This window comes from Staphylococcus casei (assembly GCF_030294405.1).
Lineage (GTDB): Bacteria > Bacillota > Bacilli > Staphylococcales > Staphylococcaceae > Staphylococcus > Staphylococcus succinus.
Genome location: NZ_CP125718.1, coordinates 1,955,444 through 1,977,176 on the forward strand (window position 1 = coordinate 1,955,444; position 21,733 = coordinate 1,977,176).

Consider the following 21,733-nt stretch of genomic DNA (forward strand, 5'->3'; position numbering starts at 1 on the left):
CGAAATAACAGCTAAATTCCTCACGACTTAATTGTTTTCAATTGTTGTATGTCTTATTATAAGAGATAATTAAAGTATTAATATAATGAAAGGACATAAACAAATGAAAATAAACAAAGTTATTTATGTATTACTTGCCTTTCTCCTTGGATGGAGTGGCATCCATAAATTTTATTCAAATCAATTAGCACAAGGTATTGTGCATTTAATCTTCTTCTGGACAGGTATCCCTTACATCATTGCGATAATAAATGGCATAATTACTATTTTCTTTAAAAAAGCTGATGAAAATGGCATGATTAGTTTCGAAAAATAATATATGCCATCCTTTATTGAACTATTTTTAAAATATCCCAATAAATCATCTTAAAATGGGTAAACAATTATAATAAAGTAGATTGAGTCATTTTGAACTGTAGTTTAGGAGGTTTTACAATGGGAAATATTATAAAACGTATATTTAGATCACTGGTTGTGGGCTATATAGTGAAAGCAATTAAAAATTTAATAAGCAAGAAAAAATAGTTTCACTACAAAAAGAGATTAGAACAAAAGCATAAATAGCTGATGTCCTAATCTCTTTTTTAGAATAAATAGATTATCAATGCACACACTTCAAGTTATACCATTAAACTTTCAAATAATAAAAAAGAGAACCATAATGTTCACCTATATATCATTGCGTATCACAAATACAACAACCACGTTTATATTGTTTAACTTTAAATTACATTGTATTCAAAAAAACGGAATGCTCTTGCTAGCAGTGACAATATCTTTTGTATAAAAAAATTGTTTCCCTTCTCCAGTATATGCTGGATTGAGTATCATATTCGCTTTAGCACTGTATAACCACTCAGGATGAATTCCAGAATTTAATATCTCTTGAAACTCTTGAAAGTCTTTAGCCCAATCTAAATTTGGCTCCACATTCATTCACCTCGCCAACATAATAGAACATACGTTCTTAAATGTCAACAGCGCACTATTTATATCAACCATAAATAGAATAGCAATCAATCATTAAATATGGCGAAACGAAACACTTTAATGCCACTTCAAATGATTAAATCAACAAATTCAATATAATATCACTTACCATCATCATAATTTGTTAAATGCATGTATCAAAAAATACCGAAACCCTATAGTAAGGATTTCGGTATTTTTCATAACGTCTATATTACGGAAACGGAGGGATTCGAACCCTCGCGCCGCTTTCACGACCTACACCCTTAGCAGGGGCGCCTCTTCAGCCAACTTGAGTACGTTTCCAATGGCTCCACAGGTAGGACTCGAACCTACGACCGATCGGTTAACAGCCGATAGCTCTACCACTGAGCTACTGTGGATCAATCAGTGCTTCTCATCAAGCACAAATACTATTATAGCAACTACAAAATATTTTTCAAGAGGAATGTTAAAAAAATATGTGGAACATTTACACTATATTAATATGATGTTCCACATATATTAATTTTTTCCATTTTTTTATAAATAAAGTTAGCTACTTACTTTCAAATAAAGAGTATTTGGCCAAAGCTTCGTAAATATTTAATTGTGATTTCGTATAATCAATAGGAGATTCGGGATCAAATGTAGCAACTCTAGCTGCTCTATCCATCATATAATAATAGTATATACCGTTTAAGTATTGATGTTGCATACTATGTGCTGAAATATTAACAATAATAGACTGATTATCTACGAAAGTCACTTTAGATTTTTTATCTTTTAACGTTCTAATACTCTGAACATAATGAATGTTGATCCAAGTGTTTTCTTCTTTACGGTCTGAATGGGTTGGAAAGAAATAAGTAGGAAATAACGGGGTGAATAAAATAGGTGGTTTACTGCAAATACCAGTGATTCTCATAGTATCTTCTTTTTTAAATACATAACTACTACCGTAGAACTTGCATGAACGGTCGATAATTTTATGTATTCGATCTTTTATGACATTACTTTCTTCTTTGTACTTGTAGATAGATGTACCTTCATACTGTCCAATTGACAAATTACATGGTTGAAGCGCCATATCACCTTTTTTAATAATGTATTGTTGAATCATAGCTGTTGCCCCCTTACAATTTATGGTGATACTCAAATAATATACCAAAAACATATTAAATTCAACTTATACAATAAAATATTTCATAAATTTCCTGCAATTAAAATTCGGTAAAAATCCTTTTGTAATTTCTTGTTTTTTGAGAAAGTTGCATTTTACACTTATTTTTTCGGAAAAGTCAGAATATTCGTTGATTTCAAAAATAAAAGACGGTATACTAAATATAAATATATATAGAAGGGCTGTGCTGGAAATGAAACACAATACTCATGTTAAATACAATACATTGGAATCTTTTGTATCTACTATCAATGATTTGGGCATTGAATTAATTATTGATGAATCACTTAGGAATGTTCGTAAGCAGCAATTAGAATATCTTATTGACGATGCATTAAAGAATAAAAACGAGAATGATTTCAAACGATTTACTGAAGAATACAGAAACTTGGAGGAATTCCTCGTTGGTTAATTTAATAGCATGTTATTTAAAATAAGGTCTATTCCCTACTTACACTATCGAAGTTAGAGAATAGACCTTTTTGAATTTTATAAATCTTAAGTAAAACTATTATGACATTAATCTGATTAATTCATTTCTATCTATAGCGCCAAAATAATGATGGATGTCATAGTTTGATAAAGCTTCTTCAATACTAGCAAATTCATGCAATGTCCCTACGAGTGCATTTTCAAGTTCGGTGATATCCCCCTCACCAAAAAAGTCGCCAAAAATTCTAGCATGCGCAATTTGACCCTTTTTCACATCTAATTTGATTTGAACAAAGCCTTTTTCAAATTTTTCTTCTCTTTCAAAGTTATATTTTGGATTTTTACCATAATTCCAATCCCATGTTCGATATTTTTCATTACTTAATTGTTCTATATTTTGCCAATCTTCATCCGTAAGTTTATACTCTTCTACTTGTTTAGCCTCTCCAAAGATTGTTTTTAAAATAATATCTTTAAAAGTATCAATATCAATAGGCTCATCTAAGAATTCTACAATGTTCGCGACTCTACTTCTTACAGATTTAATTCCTTTGGATTTAATTTTAGCTGGATTAACCCTTAAAGCGTTTTGAACTTCATCCAATTCACTATTTAATATCAATGTGCCGTGGCTAAACATACGATCTTTCACTTTCACCATTGCATTACCAGATATTTTAGCATTCCCAACTTGGATATCATTTCGTCCGCTCAATTCAGCATTTACACCCAATGATTTTAACGCTTCAACAATAGGCTCAGTAAACTTTTTAAAGTTATGGAAACTATTGCCATCATCATCTGTAATAAAACTAAAATTCAGATTTCCTGTATCATGATACACAGCTCCACCACCAGAAATACGTCTTACTACATCAATACCATGTTTATCAATGTATGGCTGGTTAACTTCTTCTACAGTATTTTGGTTCTTCCCAATTATTATAGATGGTCTGTTAACATAAAAAAGAAAATAACTATCATCTTTGGGCATGTTTTTTAAAACATACTCTTCCATAGCTAAATTCAAGGTTGGATCTGTAATATCATTATTACTAATAAATTTCATTAACTACACTCCTTTTTCCTAATATATATGCCCTTATCTTATTTATGCTATATTTTGCCGAAAAATGCCAATTATTAAGTTCAATTTCACTCAATATTTTTAATATTGTTTTATCTAATGCGATTTGATAGTTATTTGTTTATTTGTGCATGAATTTTTTGTATAATACTATCTAGTTAGCATTTCTAGGGAGGACTAAGCATGACTGTTGCAGAAGTTGGAAATATAGTAGAATTTTATGACGGTTTAAAAGGCCGTGTAGAAAAAATTAATGATAATTCAGTAATTGTAGACTTAACAATTATGGAGAACTTCAATGAACTAGACTTGCCTGAAAAAACTGTCATTAATCATAAACGATATACCATCGTTGACCAAGAAGGATAGTTAAAATGGATAGAATTTCAAAGGCTTTAATATGGTTTGTAGTAAGCTTTCTTGTATTTCACGTAATCCTATATATGATGTGGGGTGAAAAACAAGAATATTGGTATCTATATACTGGTATTATGTTGATAGCAGGTATTAGTTACACCTTTTACCAAAGAGATATAGAATCTAAACGATTGTTAACATCTCTTGGTGTAGGGATAATTGTTGGTATCGTGTTAATCCTAGTTCAGCTTATCATCGCGGCTATTGTTTCAGATTTAAAATACTCTGAATTAATTAAAGAATTAACAAGAACTGGCGTATATTTTAAATGGCAAATGTTAGTAACGCTCGTTTTCGTTATTCCATGCCATGAACTTTATATGAGAACTGTATTACAAAAAGAACTGTTGAAATTAAAAATACCTAGTTGGTTAGCCATTGTGATTACAGCACTTTGCTCAGCTTCGTTATTTTACTATTTAGACAATCTATGGATTGTTTTCTTTATTTTTATTGTACAAATCGTTCTTTCCCTAAGTTATTTATATACGCGCAGAATTGCAACAACCGTAATAGCCCAAATTGTTGCCGTTGTTATTCTTTTAATTTTCCACGTATAGTTTATTTAATTTATTGTTTAGGAATATTTGAAACATTCCAATTATCAAAAAAACTGGAAGATACTCGTCTTAAGACAAGGTATCTTCCAGTTTTTTATTACACTTTTTTATAATTATCAAAACATCCACCAACATCACAAAGGGTTAATGACCTATCTTATTACTTGCTTTAAGTTATAACGTTAAAAGTTTGTTTTTGACGTAATTGATATGTGTTATTTTTTAAATTTCTAGAAATGAGTTCAACCATAGTAATATCATCAGTATCATGTATTACAGCATTGTCTAAATATTGTCGGTAGTTTCTATAACAATAGTCGGTCATACTCACACGATACATGTGATCCAATCTAATATTATTTAATACCACACGATTGAATGGTTCGGCATTCATATCAATCGTATAATCTACACCTTGCCAGAATGTACATAATGTTTCATCAATAATCGTTAAACTCAGTTCGCCTTCGCTAAATTCTATATGTGAATATCCATACTCCAATATATCTTTAATATGTTGTCCTTTCAGTGTTAAGTCTACAGGCACATCAGGATGTGGATAAGCTTCATACAAGTCTTTATTCGTCACTGTGCCTATCAAACCTTCTTCACCATTTGTAGGCAAATGTACGCATGAAATATCATAATCAAAAGATAAGCGAATACTATCATGTAATAATTGAATAAATGGATGTGGTTGCTTAATCACATCTGCGAGTCCATTTACTTGTGCTTGGATATCAGATTGAGTTAACACATCTTGTCCCCAATGTTCAACCGTCTTTCTATCATAATGCGTTAGGTTTAATAATGCTTCATCTTCTTTATATTCGTTTAAATCTACAATGTGTGAGTCTACATCTTCTAACTCGTAAGAATTTGTTCTCTTCTTAAAATTAATCTTCACATGAATTAATTGTTCTGCATTTTGACCGGCTTGTACATATAGCGTTTGATCATCTCTACCGATAAACGTTTGATGCTGATGTCCAGTAATCAGTAAATCAATAACACCTAATGTCTGCATGATTTTTTCTGCTTCATTTACATTTTGCTCACGCTCATTTGCAGATGTATTCAATTGGTTCAATCCTCCATGATAAATCACTATAAGAAAATCAGGCATCTCTGTTTCATGGATAAACCGAATCCATCTTTTAGAAGATAATAACGTTTTCTCAATACGTACATCTTTTTCCATTTCGAAATGCTCACGTTCCATCAAACCATCTGATGTTAAGCCAACGATTGCAATTTTAACACCCTCAATTTCTTTAATTGTATATGGAGTAGAAAAATAGGGTTCACGGGTACGTTTATATTCAATATTCGCTGACAGCCACGGAAATCTAGATAATGAAATGGATCTCGAAAAAAAGGATAATCCAAATTTAAATTCATTAGGGCTTATACCGCTTGCATCGTATTGCATGGCATTCATAAGTTTAATCATTGGATGTCGTTTATTTGGCGCAATAATGGCATAATAAAATGCCGCCAATGATCCAGCTAAACTCCCACCACTATCCAACAAAATGACATGCTCGTTTTCTTCTCTTTTTTGTTTTACGTATGTGCCAGCTCTATAAATATTCGAACCATTATCTCCATTTAGAAAATAACTATGCATATCTGAAGTTGTGATAACATCTATTGCAACTTTTTCACTTAGTTTCATACGCCTCTCTCCTCATTAATGACAGTTTAACATGTATATAAATATCGATGGTACTAAAAAATGATTTTGAATACGATACATCTTCAATAACTTCCATACCTGTATAATACTATATAAAAATAGGCAAGGTGTTTCTTGTAATATCATGTCAAGAAACACCTTGCCTTTTATTTTCAACCTACTACTAGCCAATTTGTACGCGTTCTTTTGGATAATGAAACTTGTCTGGCTCGCGACGGCCACCTATCATGATAATAAAACTGATTAGACCTACGCGTCCTATGAACATCAGCAACATCAACACAACCTTAGTTGTATCATTAAGATCTCCAGTAATCCCTAATGATAAACCACATGTACCGAAAGCTGACATGACTTCAAAGAAGACTTGTAAAAATGATAACTTACCATTTTCAGCAACAAGTATACATATCATGCTTGCGAATGTAAGTATAGAAGCCATCGTAAATACGGCAAACGAACGTTGAATATCTGTAGCGTGAATTTCACGATTAAATGCTTTGATTGAAATTTTTTCATTATTATTATTAAAATTCAATAAAAATAATATTAATATTGCAAACGTGGTCGTTCTAATACCGCCACCAACAGAACTTGGGGAAGACCCTATAAACATTAATATACTCATGATGACATTCGTCCCATCACCAAAGTGACTAACATCTATAGTTTGCAGACCTGCACTTCTTGTCGTAGCTGATTGGAATAATGCATAAAACAATGACTTATGCCAAGTCATATTTTGAAACGCATGATTATGCTCTAATAATAAAATCATTACTACACCTAAGACAAATAACACTAAATAAGTTACAGTAGTAATCTTGGCAAACAATGAAAATCTAAAATTAGGGATTCGATTTTTAATATAAGCTTTCAGCTCAATCAAAACTGGAAAACCAATAGAACCTAAAATAATCAAAAACATAACAATTGTCTGTACAAAATAATCATTTGCATACGGAATTAATGATTGTCCAGTGATATCTAGACCACCATTTGTCGTAGCTGAGACAGAAACAAAAATGCCTTGCATGATAGCATACTGTAAATCTGGCGTATCTCTATAAAAGTAAAACGCAAGTAACGCTGCACCTACAAATTCAATTATTAAAATTGTACGTACAATATCTAAAATAAGTTTTACTGTGCCACTCATTGTGTCTTTATTATTATCTAGCATGATTAATTGACGTTCACGCATACCGATATGTTTACCTAAAACAACCCATAGCATTGTACCAATCGCCATTACACCAATACCACCAATGTTTAGAATAATCATAATAATGATTTGGCCAAACGTTGAATAGGTTTCCGCAATATTTACTGGCGATAAACCAGTTACACTAACTCCAGAAACAGCAACAAATAGCGTATCTACTGGGTCAACATGTACACCTGATTTATGTACAAATGGTAAATTAAGTAATAAGAATGCTACTACAATAGCAACGAGATAATACATTACTATACCTTGTTGAGGGCTGGATTTCTTTAACAATTGATTGAAAATGGACAACGCTTATCACCTCAACGTTACTTCAATTTAATCTTGATATCCTTAAGTTTACCATCTCTATATATTTTAGCTGGTAATGTCTGCAAATCATCTTTGTGACTAAAGATAACTTGTCTATATCTCAGATTATCTTCAATTTCTTTACCATCTAATTCTACTATGACATCATTTTTTTGCAACCCAGATTTTTCACCTAGCGAATTTTCTTTAACATCACCAATCAAAATCCCTTTGTTAACATCATTCGGTAAGCTAATTGCCTGACGCGTCGCATCATCTATCCCTGCAACATTTGTTATTTTAACACCTGTATTAGGATATTTCACTTGTCCTTTGGCTTCAAGTTGCTTTGCTATAGATTGAGCATCATTAACAGGGATTGCAAATGCCATACCTTCTACATTTTCCATATCAATTTTTAATGAGGCAATACCAACTAACTTACCATCTCTATCAATGACGCCACCACCTGAATTACCAGGGTTTACTGGTGCATCCACCTGGAATGCACTCATCAGTACATCATATTGATTATCTTTATCTATGTCTACCGGCACATGACGGTTAAGACCAGATATGATTCCCTCTGATACGCTACCTTTAAAATCAACACCCAACGGATTACCAATCACTATAATAGGTTCTCCTAGTACAAGTGTACTTGAATCACCCATTTTGATTGGTTTAACATCACTATCAGATTTCACCTTCGCTTTGACGATAGCGATATCAGAGAACTTATCTGTACCTATAACTTTTCCTATTGAATAATCATCATTACCATATGTAATCTTTTGTTCTTTTTTATCACCGACAACATGTGCATTCGTCATAATAAAAATAGAGTCGCCCACTTTTTTGTAGACGACACCTGAACCTAATTCATTTTCTTTCCCCGCTTCTTGTGTCTCTTTATCTGCAGATGAATTTTCCTTACCTGTATTATTATCAACAGTTACGATTGAATGTATAGCACTGTTTGCACTTTTCATTGTTGTTGTATAGGCTTTGTCTTGATGACCTTTAAATACACTTTCTCTACTACTACCATTGTGATCGACGTTATTAAATATTGCATTGATTAATACTAGGAGTAATATCACGCCAATCACGATAAGTATTTTTGCCCAGTGTGCCAAGAAAAACTGTCTTATTTTATCAATATAGCTTTGTTTATGATGCGTTTGAATATGGTTATTTTTGTGTGTATTTTCAACGTTCTCTTTACTGTTGTCAGCACTTTCCTCATCAATATATTGTTTGACGCGAGACTGTTGTGCTTCTTCTGAATAAAAGTGATCATCTTGCTCGTTTTCATCAATGATTTCATTACTGTTTACATGTGACGTCTCTTTTCTGTTTGGCTCTTCGTTGTCTTTATCCTTATTACTTTTCTCTATAGTAGATTGTTCTGCATCCTGTTTATCTAAGTTATGCTGTTCACTATGAGCATCTTGACTTTCCTTGTTATCGTCAAGTTTATACGTCTCGTTTGATGGACTAGAATCCAAGTTTTTGTCAGATGGACTATGTTTTCGATTAGTCGCTAAAACTTGTTGTTGTTGAATTTCTTCTTGAGTGAGCTTTTCAATACGTGCTTTCCTCAAATTATCTTTTACACGCTCTTCATTATTTTTTGCTAACTTTTCAGCTTTTTCTGCTCGTTCTTCCTCAGCTTTTTGCTCAAGTTGTACACGTTGTTCCCGTTCTTCGTTATGAAAATATTCTCGTCGTTTTCTTCCATATTTCGCTTTTGGGATTACATGTTTTTTATTATTAGTCACTATAATTCCCCCTAATACTACATGTTACTTCAACATCTATTATGACATATCATAATAAAGATTGCTTAGTTATTTTGTTTTATAAAAGTAGATATATTTTGATTATAATCACTTTTATCTTAAATTTCTAATTATAATTAATGATTATAAAAAAACGTGTTTATCATAGTCAAATATTGACATATAATGCATGCAATATTCTATACATCTACTTTTATCATGCAACAAACCCAGAAAACATAATATGTTTTCTGGGTCTTTGAATTATACATTCATATAAAACTCACATGAAGTAAACATTGTTATTTATTTTGATGTTTTTTGTTATTACGCATTGATGATAACCAACCAATGATGACTAATAATATCATCACACTCCAGAAAATAGACTGCCATAACGTAGAGTGTGGGAATTCTTCTGGTAAAATTAAAATATCAGGATGTGAAAGTACCATAATCACTAATTTAATACCAACCCAGCCTACGATAGCAAAGGCAGCGCCTTCCAAACCTGGATATTTATTTAGTAGACCTACAAACCATGTTGCTGCAAAACGCATAATAACAACACCTAGCATACCACCTATGAACATTACGGCAAATTGTCCTAAGTCTAATCCTCCGAAATGAATACCTACTGCTGGTAAAGTCACTGCGATTGCAAGTGCTGCTAGCATTGAATCAATTGCAAAGGCAATATCAGCAAACTCAACTTTTAACACTGTACCCCAGAATGCTTTAGGGCTCGCTTTGATTTCTTCTCCTGATTCATCAAAATGATGTGTATCCCCAACTTCTTGCTCTTGTTGGTCTTTTGATTTAAAGAAGGATATCAAGTTCTTAATTGACATATACAGTAAATAAAGTGCGCCGAGTGCTTGAATCCACCAGAAATGCGCAATAATGCTAATTAAGAATAAAGAGATGAAACGAAATATCAATGCACCTAATAAACCATAGAATAAAGCTTTTTTACGTTGTTCCGGTGGTAAATGTTTAACCATAACCGCCATAACTACTGCGTTATCTGCAGCTAATAACCCTTCTAAAAATACAAGTACTATAAGTACCCATAAATAAGGTAATATCAAACTCGGATCCATTTAGGACAACTCCTTTAGTTTTTTACATAAAAATAGAGACCTAAGCTAAGTAAGTGTAATCTCTTGTCTTTTATTGTCGCTTTAGCTTTAAACAAACTAAATTACAATATATTACTCGATTTTCACTTTTAGCAAAGGTCTCACTCGACAATAGCATCTGCCCATTTCACCGGAAGCATAAAACTTCGTAATGACGATAAAATGACTACGTTAAAAAAATATCAATTAAGCATTAAGCACTTTAAATATCAATCTAATAATAGTTGAGTTACTCCCCTCTGACTACAAAGTCATAGGTATTCTATTAATAAAGTTATTATACACAAATTATAGAGTTATAACAAACTATATAATTTGATTTCTGGGAACTTCTCTTCAAACCATCTAGTTGCAAATTCGTTTTCAAATAAAAATACAGAATTATCATAAATATCTTTAACTAAAATTGAACGAGATGTACTCATCTTATCTTTAATATCATCTTCATTTTCAATCCAACGTGCAATTTTTTGACCGACGGGTTCCATAACAACATCTACGTTATATTCATTTTTTAAACGATGTTCAAAGACTTCAAATTGTAGCTGGCCAACAGCACCGATAATGATTTGATTTGTATGAAGTGCTTTATAGTATTGAATTGCGCCCTCTTGAACCAACTGTTCAATACCTTTATGGAAGTGTTTTTGTTTCATTACATTTTTAGCTGAAACTTTCATAAATAATTCTGGCGTAAATTGTGGTAAATCTTGGAAACTAAATTTTTGGTTACCACCAACTAAAGTATCACCTATTTGATAATTTCCTGTGTCATATAAACCAATAATGTCACCGGCCACGGCATGATTTACAGTTTCTTTATCGTCAGCCATAAAAGAGGTGGATCGCGTAATTTTTTGTTTTTTATTTGTACGTTGTAATGTGACATCCATACCACGCTCAAAGGCACCACTTACGACACGCATAAACGCAATTCGGTCACGGTGTTTAGGATCCATATTAGCTTGAATCTTGAAAATAAATCCAGAAAAGTCAGTATCGTACGGACTCACTTCTACATCTTCATTTGTTTGGCGTGCATTTGGCATTGGAGCATGATCTACGTATGCATTCAAGAAATTTTGTACACCAAAGTTTGCTAAAGCTGAACCGAAGAATACAGGTGTTAACTCACCATTTAATAAGGCGTCATTATCAAATGTTTCTCCAGCTTCTTCTACTAACATAAATTCTTCAATTGCTTGCTCAAAGGCACTGTCGTTTGTAATTTTATGTTCTTCTTCTAATTCATATTCATCATTCAAATGTAATATATTTTCTTCATCTCTAAACGGTTCAATGGTACGTGAATCGCGATCTATAATACCAAAGAAGCTTTGTCCCATACCTACTGGCCAATTCATAGGATATGTTTCAATATCTAATGTGGATTCGATTTCATCTAATAATTCAAATGGCTCTTTACCTACACGGTCAAGCTTATTGATGAATGTGAAAATTGGAATACCTCGCATTTTACAAACCTTAAAGAGTTTTAATGTTTGAGGTTCAATCCCTTTGGCACAATCAATAACCATCACAGCGCTATCAACTGCCATAAGTGTTCTATACGTATCTTCTGAAAAGTCTTCATGTCCTGGAGTGTCTAAAATATTTATTTTATAGTGATCATAATCAAACTGCATCACTGAACTTGTAACAGAAATACCACGTTCTTGTTCTACTTTCATCCAGTCACTAGTAGCAAATTTCCCACTTTTTTTACCTTTAACTGTACCTGCTTCTCTGATTGCACCACCGAATAACAATAATTTTTCAGTTAATGTAGTCTTACCAGCATCAGGATGAGAAATAATTGCAAAGGTTTTTCTTGATTTTACTTCTTCCTTTATACTCATTGATAATCTCCTTTAATTCTCAAATATCCGTCCGATAATATCTTCAGCGATAGTGTTCGCTGAAGATTCATCAATTAACGTAAATAAGTGTATCACAATTTCTTCCTTTAAATCATCTTCATTTAATGTTATATCTACCTCTAGTGACCAATTTAATTCAGGAATGGCAATTAAATAAAGTGCATCCTCACTATTTTCATAAATATATACACGTGAACGTACATTATTAAAATCTATATTTCTAATTTTCATTCGGGCCACCACCAAATTTTTCATAAGCGGCCTCTAAACCTATTAAATCATCTCGATGAGGTACTTTGACATAGCCTGGCATAATTTGGTATGGTTCGCGTCCCTTCGAAGCTAACACTACTGTATCTCCAGGCTCAGCAACATCAATAGCATGACGAATACCTTCAGCTCGATCTTCAAATTCAATATAGTTATGATGTGTTGCACCTTTCGCTAATTCAGCAGTAAGTTTTTTAGGATCATCATTCGCTGGGTTATCTGGCGTAAAAATCACATAATCCGCACGACAAGCTACACGCCCCATTTCAGGCGTTTTACCCATATCACGTTCACCAGCCATGCCACATAAGAATATCAATTTCTGTTCGGCAAATGGTTTGACTGCATCAATTAATTTGTCCATACCATCAGCAGTATGTGCATAATCAATAATTAAATCAATAGGCAACGAAGGATCTAATACCTCTAATCTACCTTCAACTGGTTCCAAATTTTCAACAGCTTTAATAATATCTTCCATTGCAATGCCTTTACTCCAAACTGCTATCATTGCTGCCATAATATTTGAAACATTAAACATACCCACATACGGTGATTTAACCTCAAATCTGCCTGACGGTGTGACGAATGTGAAATGCACACCTTGTAATGATTCATTAATTTGTTCTGCCATAAATTGCGCTTTATGATGAATACCGTAAGTAAATGTTTCAAACGGTGTCACCGTCGCCAAATACTCTGAAAAAGTATCATCATTATTTAAAACTGCATATTTTTCCTTAGAAACATCTTGGCCAAGTTGGCTAAATAATAATGATTTAGCATGGCCATAAGCTTCCATGGTACCGTGAAAATCTAAATGGTCTTGTGTTAAATTTGAGAAAATAGCCACATCAAAATCGACACCTCGTAAGCGCCCTAAAGATAGTCCATGACTCGAAACTTCCAATGTCATAGCTTCAGCTTTGTTTTCTACTGCTTCATTTATTTTTTTAGTCAATGAGACTGTTTCAGGTGTTGTATTCGCACCTTTGGATTTATTTTCATTGATTTGAAAACCATTTGTACCTAAATATGCACTAGATTTATCTAACTTTCTATAGATATGATGTATCATTGTCGCGATAGACGTTTTTCCATTGGTACCAGTTACACCATAAGTAACAAGTTGTTTGCTCGGATAGTCAAATAACACATTGGCTAATAAGCTAGCCACACGTAACGTATCTGGAACAATAACTTGCGTTACGTCACCATTTAATGCTTGTTTCTCGCTAACTACGACAACTTGGCATCCTTTATCTACGACATCCTGACAGAATTTGTGGCTATCTACTGTATAACCTTTTGAAGCTATAAATACACTTCCTTGTTTAGCAGTACGAGAATCTGTAGTAATATCGTTTATCTTTCTATCTAACGTTCCCATTACTTGTTTAACTCTTATTTTCTCAAACAAAACATTTGCATCCAACATTTATCGCTCCTTTTTTTCCATTACTTCCATTATACACATTTATACATATTTTCAATTAATTTTATAGAATCTATTATTTGGTATTTTATTATGTCTTCCTATAAACATAGGTTGTTATGACTGTTTAAAACCACTTGTAATTTTATACTTATTTCTATATATATAAGAAATATTAACTTAGTGTTATTGCACTATTAAGTTTCTTTATATATTTGCAAAACTCTATTGAAATAGGAGTATTATTGCAATTTCGTGGTAATGTAAAGATATAAAACAATATTATTTTAACAGATTAAAATCTTTGGTTCAGTATGAATGATTTCATATCGTTATGTAAAATGATATAATCTTTAATAATTGTGTTTTTTCTTTCGCAAGCTATAAAAATGCGTTAAACTTAGCATGAGATAAATTATACTATTGGAGGGTGGCTTTAATGGTTACTCAAAATAAAAAAATACTGATTATTACTGGTTCCTTTGGTAATGGTCACCTACAGGTTACTCAAAGTGTAGTCAACCAGTTTAACGAAATGAATCTAGACAATTTAACAGTTATTGAACATGATTTATTTTTAGAAGCACACCCGATTCTGACTTCTATATGTAAAAAATGGTACATTAATAGTTTTAAATACTTTAGAAATATGTACAAAGCATTTTACTATAGTCGCCCTGACCAATTAGATAAATGTTTCTATAAATATTACGGACTCAATAAATTAATAAACTTATTGTTAAAGGAAAAACCAGATTTAATCTTACTTACATTTCCTACACCGGTGATGTCTGTATTAACAGAACAATTTGATATGAATATACCTATCGCTACTGTGATGACAGACTATAAATTACAAAAAAATTGGATTACACCACATTCTCAAAGATATTATTTAGCGACAGAAGATTTAAAAGAAGAATTCGCTAGTATCGGTATACCTAAAGAAAAAATAAAAGTTACTGGCATCCCTATCGCTGATAAATTCGAGGAAGAAATCGATAAAGTTGCGTGGTTACGTCAAAATCACCTTAACCCAGATAAACCCACAATTTTAATGTCGGCTGGGGCATTTGGTGTATCTAAAGGCTTTGATCAAATGATTAAAGCCATATTAACTCATAGTCCACACTCACAAGTCGTAATGATATGTGGCAAGAATAAAGAATTAAAACGTTCATTATCTGCACAATTTAAACATTATGATAACGTGCTTATACTCGGTTATACCAAACATATGAACGAGTGGATGGCTTCAAGTCAACTAATGCTCACAAAACCAGGTGGTATTACAATATCAGAGGCTTTGACGCGACAAATACCGATGATTTTCTTAGATCCTGCACCAGGTCAAGAGCTTGAAAATGCAAATTATTTTGAAGAACAAGGTTATGGTTACATTGCTCATACGCCTGAAGCAGCGATACAACAAGTGGTGACTTTAACGAATTCATTAGAATCATTATCAGCAATGACACAATCAATGAACGCTTCTCGCATTCCCTATTCAACATATAAATTATGTAAAGACTTATTAGATTTATTAAATCATTCAACTCATTACGAGGATGTTTACGGAAAGGTTCCTTTATATGCAAAGCTCTTCGTTAAATAATCAAGGTATAAGTAAAAATTTCATAATCATGTTAGTCATCCTATTCTTAATGGAATTTGCTCGTGGTATGTATGTATTAAGTTATTTATCATTGCTGCCAACAGCAACTTCAATTGCGGTAGGTATTACTTCTACCGCAATTTCCATTCATTTTATCGCTGATGCCGCCACAAATTTTGTCATTGGCTTCTTATTAAAGAGACTGGGTACCAAACTTGTATTAACTTTAGGCTTTCTTCTTGCTTTCGGAAGTCTATTTTTAGTGATTTGGTTTCCAACTTCTCCGCTAGTATTAATTACGAGCGCTGTACTATTAGGCATTGCGGTCAGTCCAATATGGGTAATTATGCTTGCAAGTGTAGATGAGAGAAGCCGCGGCAAACAAATGGGATATGTTTACTTTTCATGGTTATTAGGCTTACTTGTTGGTATGGTTGGCATGAATATTATCTTTAAATTCCACCCTACGCAATTCGCATTTATGATGTCACTCGTTGTACTAATTGCATGGCTACTATATTATTTTGTAAAAATAAGACTGACGAATTACAATACGCGTCCAGTTAAACAACAATTAGGCCAAATTGTTGATGTTACTAAACGTCATATGGTGCTATTCCCAGGTATTTTATTACAGGGGGCATCTATAACAGCATTGGTTCCAATTTTACCTACATATGCAACAAAAGTGGTTGGTGTTTCTACAGTAGAATATACAATGGCTATCGTATTTGGTGGTATTGGTTGCGCCCTATCAATGTTATTTTTATCAAAAATCATTGATAAAAATGGTACAACTTTTATGTATAGTGTTATTTTCGGTGGTTTTATACTTTATACGTTAATGATCTTCGCATTATCATTGATTTCTAATATAGCAATCGTTTGGGTATTGGCCGTCTTCATTGGACTTATGTATGGCTTATTATTACCTGCTTGGAACACATTTATGGCAGGTCATATTCATAGTGATGCGCAAGAAGAGACATGGGGTGTATTTAATAGTGTTCAAGGCTTCGGCTCTATGATTGGGCCGTTGGTTGGTGGCCTCATAACAGAATTTACTAAATCTGTGAACAATACATTTTATTTCTCTGCACTGCTATTCTTATTTTTAGCAATATTCTATGGTGTATACTTTATGAAAAAGGAAAAGCACCAAAACTCGTAAACGCTAAATGAATTTGATTTACAACCAAACAAGGAGTCCCGCACCATTTGAGACAGTTGTCTTAAATGGTGCGGGACTCCTCTTTTTAATTCCTTTTGATTATCGTAAACAATGATAAACATTTGTTTAAATCGGGCAATAATTAAGCTAAATTAAAAGTATCTAACACTTTCCATTTCTCTTCTTCTTCATCAAGATACACTAATGAAAGTTGCTCAATCGTTTCTTTATAATCAATTCCCGCCAGTCTTAATTGGCCATATATATCTTCGAATTCTTGACTTGTTAGTCCTTGAGCAATTGTAAAATGAGGCACGAACGGATGATCAGCCACACCATAAAAATCATTGCTGTTAAATTGGTTAAATAGTTTTTCTAATGCTTCTGTTTTTTCAACTTTAAAATAAATCACATTTGTGATTGGCGCGAAATTTGATGCTTTAGTAGCATGCACTTCAACAGTCGGGATACCTTCAATTCTTGATTTAATATCCTCTTTGACTGATTCCAACTCACTGTCATTTATTTTAAATTGCCCCTTAATCGTAATATGCGGCATAATTGTCGCATAGTGATCATCATAACGCTTACGATATGCATTTACTTCATCTTGAAATGCTTTTGACGGAATTAATGCTAATCCTAAAATCATTTAAATTCCTCCTTTGTTTAACATAACTTCATTATATCAAATTTTCGAAAAATTCGTTACTTTAAACTAAATTTAGTTCACATTATTAAAAAGAAATATTATCTGATAAAAAATAAATTAATAACTCATCAAGTAATTCTTTCCATGACTTCCATCTATGACTACCCTCGAATTCAAAATAATAATGCGAAATACCATGCGCTTCGATGATTTTTTTGAGTTCTCGATTTGGCGTGAGAAAATCTGCTCTCCTACCATTTGTTGGTAATTCAAAGTCACCTTCCTCTAAACCTACAGTATGCCAAATCGATAATTGTTCTTTAAATTGACACCTTTCTAATAAGGTCTGTATAACTTCATCATGTTGCGGGCTTAACAAGCCCACTTGACTGAACACCCTTGGATAAGACAAGGCAGTCATCAATGCTACACTGCCTGCGAGACTATCACCTAATACAATACGTGCATTCCCTACTTTAAATGTTGGGAACGTACGATCAATATAAGGTAGAATCTCATTTGCCATCGCTTTAACCGTTAAATGTGTTCTTGCACCTTGTGGATGAAATTCTGCACGCCGCTTATCTACATCTTCATAATGAAAACCTACAAAGATTGCTCTTTCTACCTTATTTTCTTCACGTAATCGCTCATAAGTCCTATGAATTCTTCCAAAACTAAAAAAATCTAAACCATCAAAACAGAAAACAACTTTATATTTAAATAATCTTGTGAAGTCTTTCGGTAAGTAAATAGATAAAGTTACATCTCTATCTAATATTTCACTCGGAAAATTAATTTTATTAATGGTACCTGGATGAAAATCACACATAAATAACGCGCCTCCTAGTAGTCTTAATGACATTGTACCAAGAGACGCATAATTTTAAAATATTCAGTGCTATATTTCAATAAATATCGTGACAATTAACTATTTGTTATACTTTTCATCTTTTAAACGTTGAGGATAATCTTTCAACCAAAAGACCGCATTCGGTACTGATTTAGGGTCTGGTTTATAGATAGCATATTTCCCTGAACCCAAACGTTTCTTCTGTTGTTCGTAATCCTTTAAAGCATGCATGGCTGGTTTATGCAAAATCCATATGGCAATGATATTTAACCACGCCATCATACCTACACCTAAATCACCCATCAACCATGCGATTTCCGCTGTTTTTACTGCACCATATATTGTAGCAGCAATCAACACAAGTCGAGTTACATTAATCCATAAAGTAGTGGTTCGATTTTTACGTTTTCTTGTTAAATAGGTAATATTGGTTTCAGCAATATAGTAATATGCTAATATCGTCGTAAATGCGAAGAAGAATAATGCAATAGCTATAAAATATGACCCAATGCCTGAAAATGCTGGATCAAAATGGTAACTTCCACCTTGAAATGCTTTATCTATACCTGCTTGTGCATACATCGCTGTCCCTGAGTAATCTTTATCACCGTTGGACATTTCTACAAATATACCATTATCTTTAATCATGCTAGGCTTACCACCTGAATCTGATCCTCCGTCAGTAACATTATATGTTCCTGATAATAAAATAATAAGTGCTGTTGCTGTACAAATAAATAATGTATCTACATAAACTGAAAATGATTGTACTAAACCTTGCTTTGCAGGATGAGATACCTCTGCAGCAGATGCTGCATGTGGCCCAGTTCCTTGTCCAGCTTCATTAGAATAAAGCCCTCTTTTAACTCCGATTTCTATCATAGCACCTAATATACCACCAAACGCTGCTTGCATACCAAATGCCGATTTAAAAATCAAAGCAAAAAGTGCTGGTACTTGTTCAATATTCAAGAAAATAATTACAACCGCCATTAATATATAAACAATTGCCATAAATGGCACAATTGCTGTTGCAGCAGTCGCAATCCATTTGACACCTCCGAAGATAATTAAAGCTAATAATACAGCTAAACATAGTGCGATAATCCATGGTTCAATACTAAATGCATTTTTCATTGAACTTGATATGGCATTAGATTGAACACCTGGCAATAACAAACCGACTGAAATAACTGTGACAACGGCAAATATTAACCCATAAATCTTGCCCATTTTCCCCTTTATACCATATTCAATATAAAATGCTGGTCCACCTCGGTACTGTCCTTTTTCTTCTCTTTTATAGATTTGTCCCAGTGTAGATTCTATAAATGCACTACTTGCGCCTAAAAACGCTGTTGCCCACATCCAAAATACTGCGCCGGGTCCCCCTATAAATATCGCAGTTGATACACCGACGATATTCCCTGTTCCTACACGACCAGCAAGCGATAACGCAATGGCCTGAAAACTCGAAATACCTGTAGGTGATTTCTCGCCTTGAAACATGAGTCGAATCATCTCTTTAAAATGCCTAACTTGGAACAAACGCATCATCAATGAAAAAATAATCCCCGTAATTAATAAGCCATAGACCAAAGGCTTGCTCCAAACAATATCATAAAACCAAGTAAGTAAACTTTCTAACATAATGTATCCCCCTTGTTGTACCATTATGTAAAATGATATATTTTTATTCATTATACACACTCAAAATATTCCGCGCAACGTATTTAATAATTTATATTTTTAAACTTTTATATATTAAAGGTCTAAATTGATAATCTATATTTACTTTTATAGATAAATAGTTTTATGATATTCAGTTTATTTTTTCTAAAATTTATAAATTTCTGACGTTACAGGTAGGCGCTTCACACGTTATATGTAACTTTAAATTTATCTTTTGTTCTATCTATATATGATATATACTGAAAAGTAATTCAATAAATGACAATTTTTTAGGAGGAAATATTCGATGCTAAACAAAGTTTGGTTTAGAACAGGTGTTGCCTTACTCATCCTGTTTTTACTAATCAAATTAATAATGGAGGTCCATAGTGTATTCACACCGTTCATCATTATTCTACAATCTGTGTTAATACCTTTATTACTCAGCGGCTTCTTATTCTATATTTGTTTGCCTTTTCAAAAGATACTTGAAAAAAACAAAGTACCGCGTTGGGGTAGTATTACAATTATCTTTATTGGGTTAATAATCATTGTAGGTATTATTGTTGGCTTTGTGGGTCCGCTGATTGCAGAGCAAATCGAGAATTTAGTTAATCAAATTCCTACACTACAACATGAAGTACAGCACATTATCAATTACTCATTAGATCAAATGGAAAGATTACCACCTGATGTAACAAACCGTATTAACAAAATGGTACAGTCAATGAGCGATAGTACTGCTGATATATTATCGAATTCGTTTAGTTATATTACTTCAATTATCTCTACTTTGTTCTTACTCATAATGGTGCCGTTCTTCTTAATTTACATGTTGAAAGATCATGAACGCTTCATTCCTTTTATTGCAAAATTATTTAAAGGGGATAGAAAAGTATTTGTAGTAGAATTATTAGAGGACTTGGATCACACTGTTAAATCATATATTCAAGGACAAGTAACTGTAAGTATCATACTCGGAGTTATCTTATATATTGGTTATTCCATCGTTGGATTAAACTATACATTATTGCTTGTGATGTTTGCCTGTGTAGCTAACATGATTCCATTCTTAGGGCCATGGATGGCTTTTGCACCTGCTGCCATCATAGCAATCATACAAAGTCCAACAATATTCATTTGGGTCTGTATCATTACTTTAATTGCACAGCAACTTGAAGGTAATGTCATTACACCAAATGTTATGGGTAAATCATTAAATATTCACCCACTTACAATTATTGTAGTGATATTAGCAGCTGGTAATATTGGTGGCTTTGGGCTAATTCTTATAGCTGTACCACTTTATGCAGTTATCAAGACGATTATTGGTAATGTATTCAGCTACAGAGAGCAAATTATGGAAAAAGCCAATAGCGATGTTAAAGAATAATACAATGCTTTGTGTATAA

General features: G+C 32.9%; 20 protein-coding genes and 2 tRNA genes. 7 read left to right on the forward strand and 15 right to left on the reverse strand.

The window, feature by feature from the left end; all coding sequences use genetic code 11:
* Window positions 1-103 precede the first annotated feature (103 nt).
* A complete protein-coding gene (locus tag QMO72_RS09430; protein WP_046838117.1) occupies window positions 104-316 on the forward strand; it encodes a TM2 domain-containing protein in 213 nt (70 codons plus the stop codon).
* Between the two features lie 422 nt (window positions 317-738).
* Here QMO72_RS09430 and QMO72_RS09435 read toward each other — a convergent pair whose 3' ends face one another.
* The 4 genes from QMO72_RS09435 to QMO72_RS09450 all read right to left on the reverse strand — a co-directional run bounded on the left by QMO72_RS09435 (window position 739) and on the right by QMO72_RS09450 (window position 2,071).
* Window positions 739-930: a hypothetical protein gene (locus QMO72_RS09435; RefSeq protein ID WP_046838111.1), complete on the reverse strand. Its 192-nt coding sequence runs from the start codon at window positions 928-930 to the stop codon at window positions 739-741.
* A 256-nt stretch (window positions 931-1,186) separates the two neighbouring features.
* Window positions 1,187-1,275, reverse strand: a tRNA-Ser gene (locus QMO72_RS09440).
* Between the two features lie 2 nt (window positions 1,276-1,277).
* Window positions 1,278-1,352 (reverse strand) — tRNA-Asn (locus QMO72_RS09445).
* A 155-nt stretch (window positions 1,353-1,507) separates the two neighbouring features.
* Entirely contained in the window at window positions 1,508-2,071 is a 564-nt protein-coding gene (locus QMO72_RS09450) for a competence protein ComK (RefSeq protein WP_103266739.1), read from the reverse strand.
* Between the two features lie 253 nt (window positions 2,072-2,324).
* Between QMO72_RS09450 and QMO72_RS09455 the strand changes: the two genes are divergently transcribed.
* Window positions 2,325-2,543 carry an IDEAL domain-containing protein gene (locus tag QMO72_RS09455; RefSeq protein ID WP_046838109.1) on the forward strand — a complete coding sequence of 73 codons (219 nt, stop codon included), beginning with the start codon at window positions 2,325-2,327 and terminating at the stop codon, window positions 2,541-2,543.
* A gap of 99 nt (window positions 2,544-2,642) precedes the next feature.
* Here QMO72_RS09455 and lplA read toward each other — a convergent pair whose 3' ends face one another.
* The gene (lplA, locus tag QMO72_RS09460) at window positions 2,643-3,632 is read right to left on the reverse strand and encodes a lipoate--protein ligase (protein ID WP_103266737.1); all 990 of its coding nucleotides are present in this window, start codon (window positions 3,630-3,632) and stop codon (window positions 2,643-2,645) included.
* Window positions 3,633-3,833: 201 nt separating this feature from the next.
* Between lplA and QMO72_RS09465 the strand changes: the two genes are divergently transcribed.
* Both QMO72_RS09465 and QMO72_RS09470 read left to right on the forward strand, forming a co-directional pair.
* A complete protein-coding gene (locus tag QMO72_RS09465; RefSeq protein ID WP_046838107.1) occupies window positions 3,834-4,019 on the forward strand; it encodes a YkvS family protein in 186 nt (61 codons plus the stop codon).
* A 5-nt stretch (window positions 4,020-4,024) separates the two neighbouring features.
* Entirely contained in the window at window positions 4,025-4,627 is a 603-nt protein-coding gene (locus tag QMO72_RS09470) for a CPBP family glutamic-type intramembrane protease (protein ID WP_103266736.1), read from the forward strand.
* Between the two features lie 169 nt (window positions 4,628-4,796).
* On the opposite strand, the gene QMO72_RS09475 is transcribed toward QMO72_RS09470, so the two are convergent.
* The 7 genes from QMO72_RS09475 to QMO72_RS09505 form a co-directional block, all read right to left on the reverse strand.
* Complete coding sequence (locus tag QMO72_RS09475) at window positions 4,797-6,305, reverse strand: bifunctional metallophosphatase/5'-nucleotidase (protein WP_103266734.1); 1,509 nt, start codon at window positions 6,303-6,305, stop codon at window positions 4,797-4,799.
* 184 nt (window positions 6,306-6,489) lie between these two features.
* Complete coding sequence (locus QMO72_RS09480; protein WP_069823388.1) at window positions 6,490-7,848, reverse strand: TrkH family potassium uptake protein; 1,359 nt, start codon at window positions 7,846-7,848, stop codon at window positions 6,490-6,492.
* A gap of 17 nt (window positions 7,849-7,865) precedes the next feature.
* The gene (locus QMO72_RS09485) at window positions 7,866-9,632 is read right to left on the reverse strand and encodes a S1C family serine protease (protein ID WP_103266733.1); all 1,767 of its coding nucleotides are present in this window, start codon (window positions 9,630-9,632) and stop codon (window positions 7,866-7,868) included.
* A 302-nt stretch (window positions 9,633-9,934) separates the two neighbouring features.
* Window positions 9,935-10,735: a TerC family protein gene (locus QMO72_RS09490; RefSeq protein ID WP_069823386.1), complete on the reverse strand. Its 801-nt coding sequence runs from the start codon at window positions 10,733-10,735 to the stop codon at window positions 9,935-9,937.
* A gap of 335 nt (window positions 10,736-11,070) precedes the next feature.
* Window positions 11,071-12,633, reverse strand: coding sequence for a peptide chain release factor 3 (locus tag QMO72_RS09495; RefSeq protein ID WP_046838101.1), 1,563 nt, complete (start codon window positions 12,631-12,633; stop codon window positions 11,071-11,073).
* Window positions 12,634-12,645: 12 nt separating this feature from the next.
* On the reverse strand, window positions 12,646-12,885 hold the full coding sequence (locus QMO72_RS09500; protein ID WP_103266207.1) for a YueH family protein: 240 nt from the start codon (window positions 12,883-12,885) through the stop codon (window positions 12,646-12,648).
* The gene (locus QMO72_RS09505) at window positions 12,875-14,359 is read right to left on the reverse strand and encodes a UDP-N-acetylmuramoyl-L-alanyl-D-glutamate--L-lysine ligase (protein ID WP_103266208.1); all 1,485 of its coding nucleotides are present in this window, start codon (window positions 14,357-14,359) and stop codon (window positions 12,875-12,877) included. The genes QMO72_RS09500 and QMO72_RS09505 overlap by 11 nt, the downstream gene beginning before the upstream one ends.
* Window positions 14,360-14,798: 439 nt before the next feature.
* On the opposite strand from QMO72_RS09505, the gene QMO72_RS09510 reads away from it, so the two are divergent.
* Window positions 14,799-15,974 (forward strand): diglucosyl diacylglycerol synthase, encoded by a 1,176-nt coding sequence (locus QMO72_RS09510; protein WP_069823383.1) that lies wholly within the window; start codon window positions 14,799-14,801, stop codon window positions 15,972-15,974.
* On the forward strand, window positions 15,952-17,145 hold the full coding sequence (gene ltaA, locus QMO72_RS09515; RefSeq protein ID WP_103266206.1) for a lipoteichoic acid biosynthesis MFS flippase LtaA: 1,194 nt from the start codon (window positions 15,952-15,954) through the stop codon (window positions 17,143-17,145). The genes QMO72_RS09510 and ltaA overlap by 23 nt, the downstream gene beginning before the upstream one ends.
* Window positions 17,146-17,287: 142 nt before the next feature.
* On the opposite strand, the gene QMO72_RS09520 is transcribed toward ltaA, so the two are convergent.
* From QMO72_RS09520 to QMO72_RS09530, 3 genes are all read right to left on the reverse strand, one after another.
* Window positions 17,288-17,797: a YjcG family protein gene (locus QMO72_RS09520; RefSeq protein WP_103266205.1), complete on the reverse strand. Its 510-nt coding sequence runs from the start codon at window positions 17,795-17,797 to the stop codon at window positions 17,288-17,290.
* A gap of 85 nt (window positions 17,798-17,882) precedes the next feature.
* Window positions 17,883-18,629: an esterase family protein gene (locus tag QMO72_RS09525; RefSeq protein ID WP_103266204.1), complete on the reverse strand. Its 747-nt coding sequence runs from the start codon at window positions 18,627-18,629 to the stop codon at window positions 17,883-17,885.
* Between the two features lie 99 nt (window positions 18,630-18,728).
* Entirely contained in the window at window positions 18,729-20,300 is a 1,572-nt protein-coding gene (locus QMO72_RS09530) for an alanine/glycine:cation symporter family protein (protein WP_103266203.1), read from the reverse strand.
* A gap of 328 nt (window positions 20,301-20,628) precedes the next feature.
* On the opposite strand from QMO72_RS09530, the gene cozEa reads away from it, so the two are divergent.
* A complete protein-coding gene (cozEa, locus tag QMO72_RS09535; protein WP_103266209.1) occupies window positions 20,629-21,714 on the forward strand; it encodes a lipoteichoic acid biosynthesis protein CozEa in 1,086 nt (361 codons plus the stop codon).
* Window positions 21,715-21,733 lie beyond the last annotated feature (19 nt).

Bases quoted from the DNA above. Each gene is read 5' to 3' on its own strand.
- cozEa (WP_103266209.1), top strand. From the start codon at position 20,629: ATGCTAAACAAAGTTTGGTTTAGAACAGGTGTTGCCTTACTCATCCTG.
- QMO72_RS09475 (WP_103266734.1), bottom strand. From the start codon at position 6,305: ATGAAACTAAGTGAAAAAGTTGCAATAGATGTTATCACAACTTCAGAT.
- QMO72_RS09525 (WP_103266204.1), bottom strand. From the start codon at position 18,629: ATGTGTGATTTTCATCCAGGTACCATTAATAAAATTAATTTTCCGAGT.
- QMO72_RS09500 (WP_103266207.1), bottom strand. From the start codon at position 12,885: ATGAAAATTAGAAATATAGATTTTAATAATGTACGTTCACGTGTATAT.
- lplA (WP_103266737.1), bottom strand. From the start codon at position 3,632: ATGAAATTTATTAGTAATAATGATATTACAGATCCAACCTTGAATTTA.
- QMO72_RS09470 (WP_103266736.1), top strand. From the start codon at position 4,025: ATGGATAGAATTTCAAAGGCTTTAATATGGTTTGTAGTAAGCTTTCTT.
- QMO72_RS09530 (WP_103266203.1), bottom strand. From the start codon at position 20,300: ATGTTAGAAAGTTTACTTACTTGGTTTTATGATATTGTTTGGAGCAAG.
- QMO72_RS09495 (WP_046838101.1), bottom strand. From the start codon at position 12,633: ATGAGTATAAAGGAAGAAGTAAAATCAAGAAAAACCTTTGCAATTATT.
- QMO72_RS09450 (WP_103266739.1), bottom strand. From the start codon at position 2,071: ATGATTCAACAATACATTATTAAAAAAGGTGATATGGCGCTTCAACCA.
- QMO72_RS09520 (WP_103266205.1), bottom strand. From the start codon at position 17,797: ATGATTTTAGGATTAGCATTAATTCCGTCAAAAGCATTTCAAGATGAA.
- QMO72_RS09455 (WP_046838109.1), top strand. From the start codon at position 2,325: ATGAAACACAATACTCATGTTAAATACAATACATTGGAATCTTTTGTA.
- QMO72_RS09430 (WP_046838117.1), top strand. From the start codon at position 104: ATGAAAATAAACAAAGTTATTTATGTATTACTTGCCTTTCTCCTTGGA.
- QMO72_RS09490 (WP_069823386.1), bottom strand. From the start codon at position 10,735: ATGGATCCGAGTTTGATATTACCTTATTTATGGGTACTTATAGTACTT.
- ltaA (WP_103266206.1), top strand. From the start codon at position 15,952: ATGCAAAGCTCTTCGTTAAATAATCAAGGTATAAGTAAAAATTTCATA.
- QMO72_RS09510 (WP_069823383.1), top strand. From the start codon at position 14,799: ATGGTTACTCAAAATAAAAAAATACTGATTATTACTGGTTCCTTTGGT.
- QMO72_RS09465 (WP_046838107.1), top strand. From the start codon at position 3,834: ATGACTGTTGCAGAAGTTGGAAATATAGTAGAATTTTATGACGGTTTA.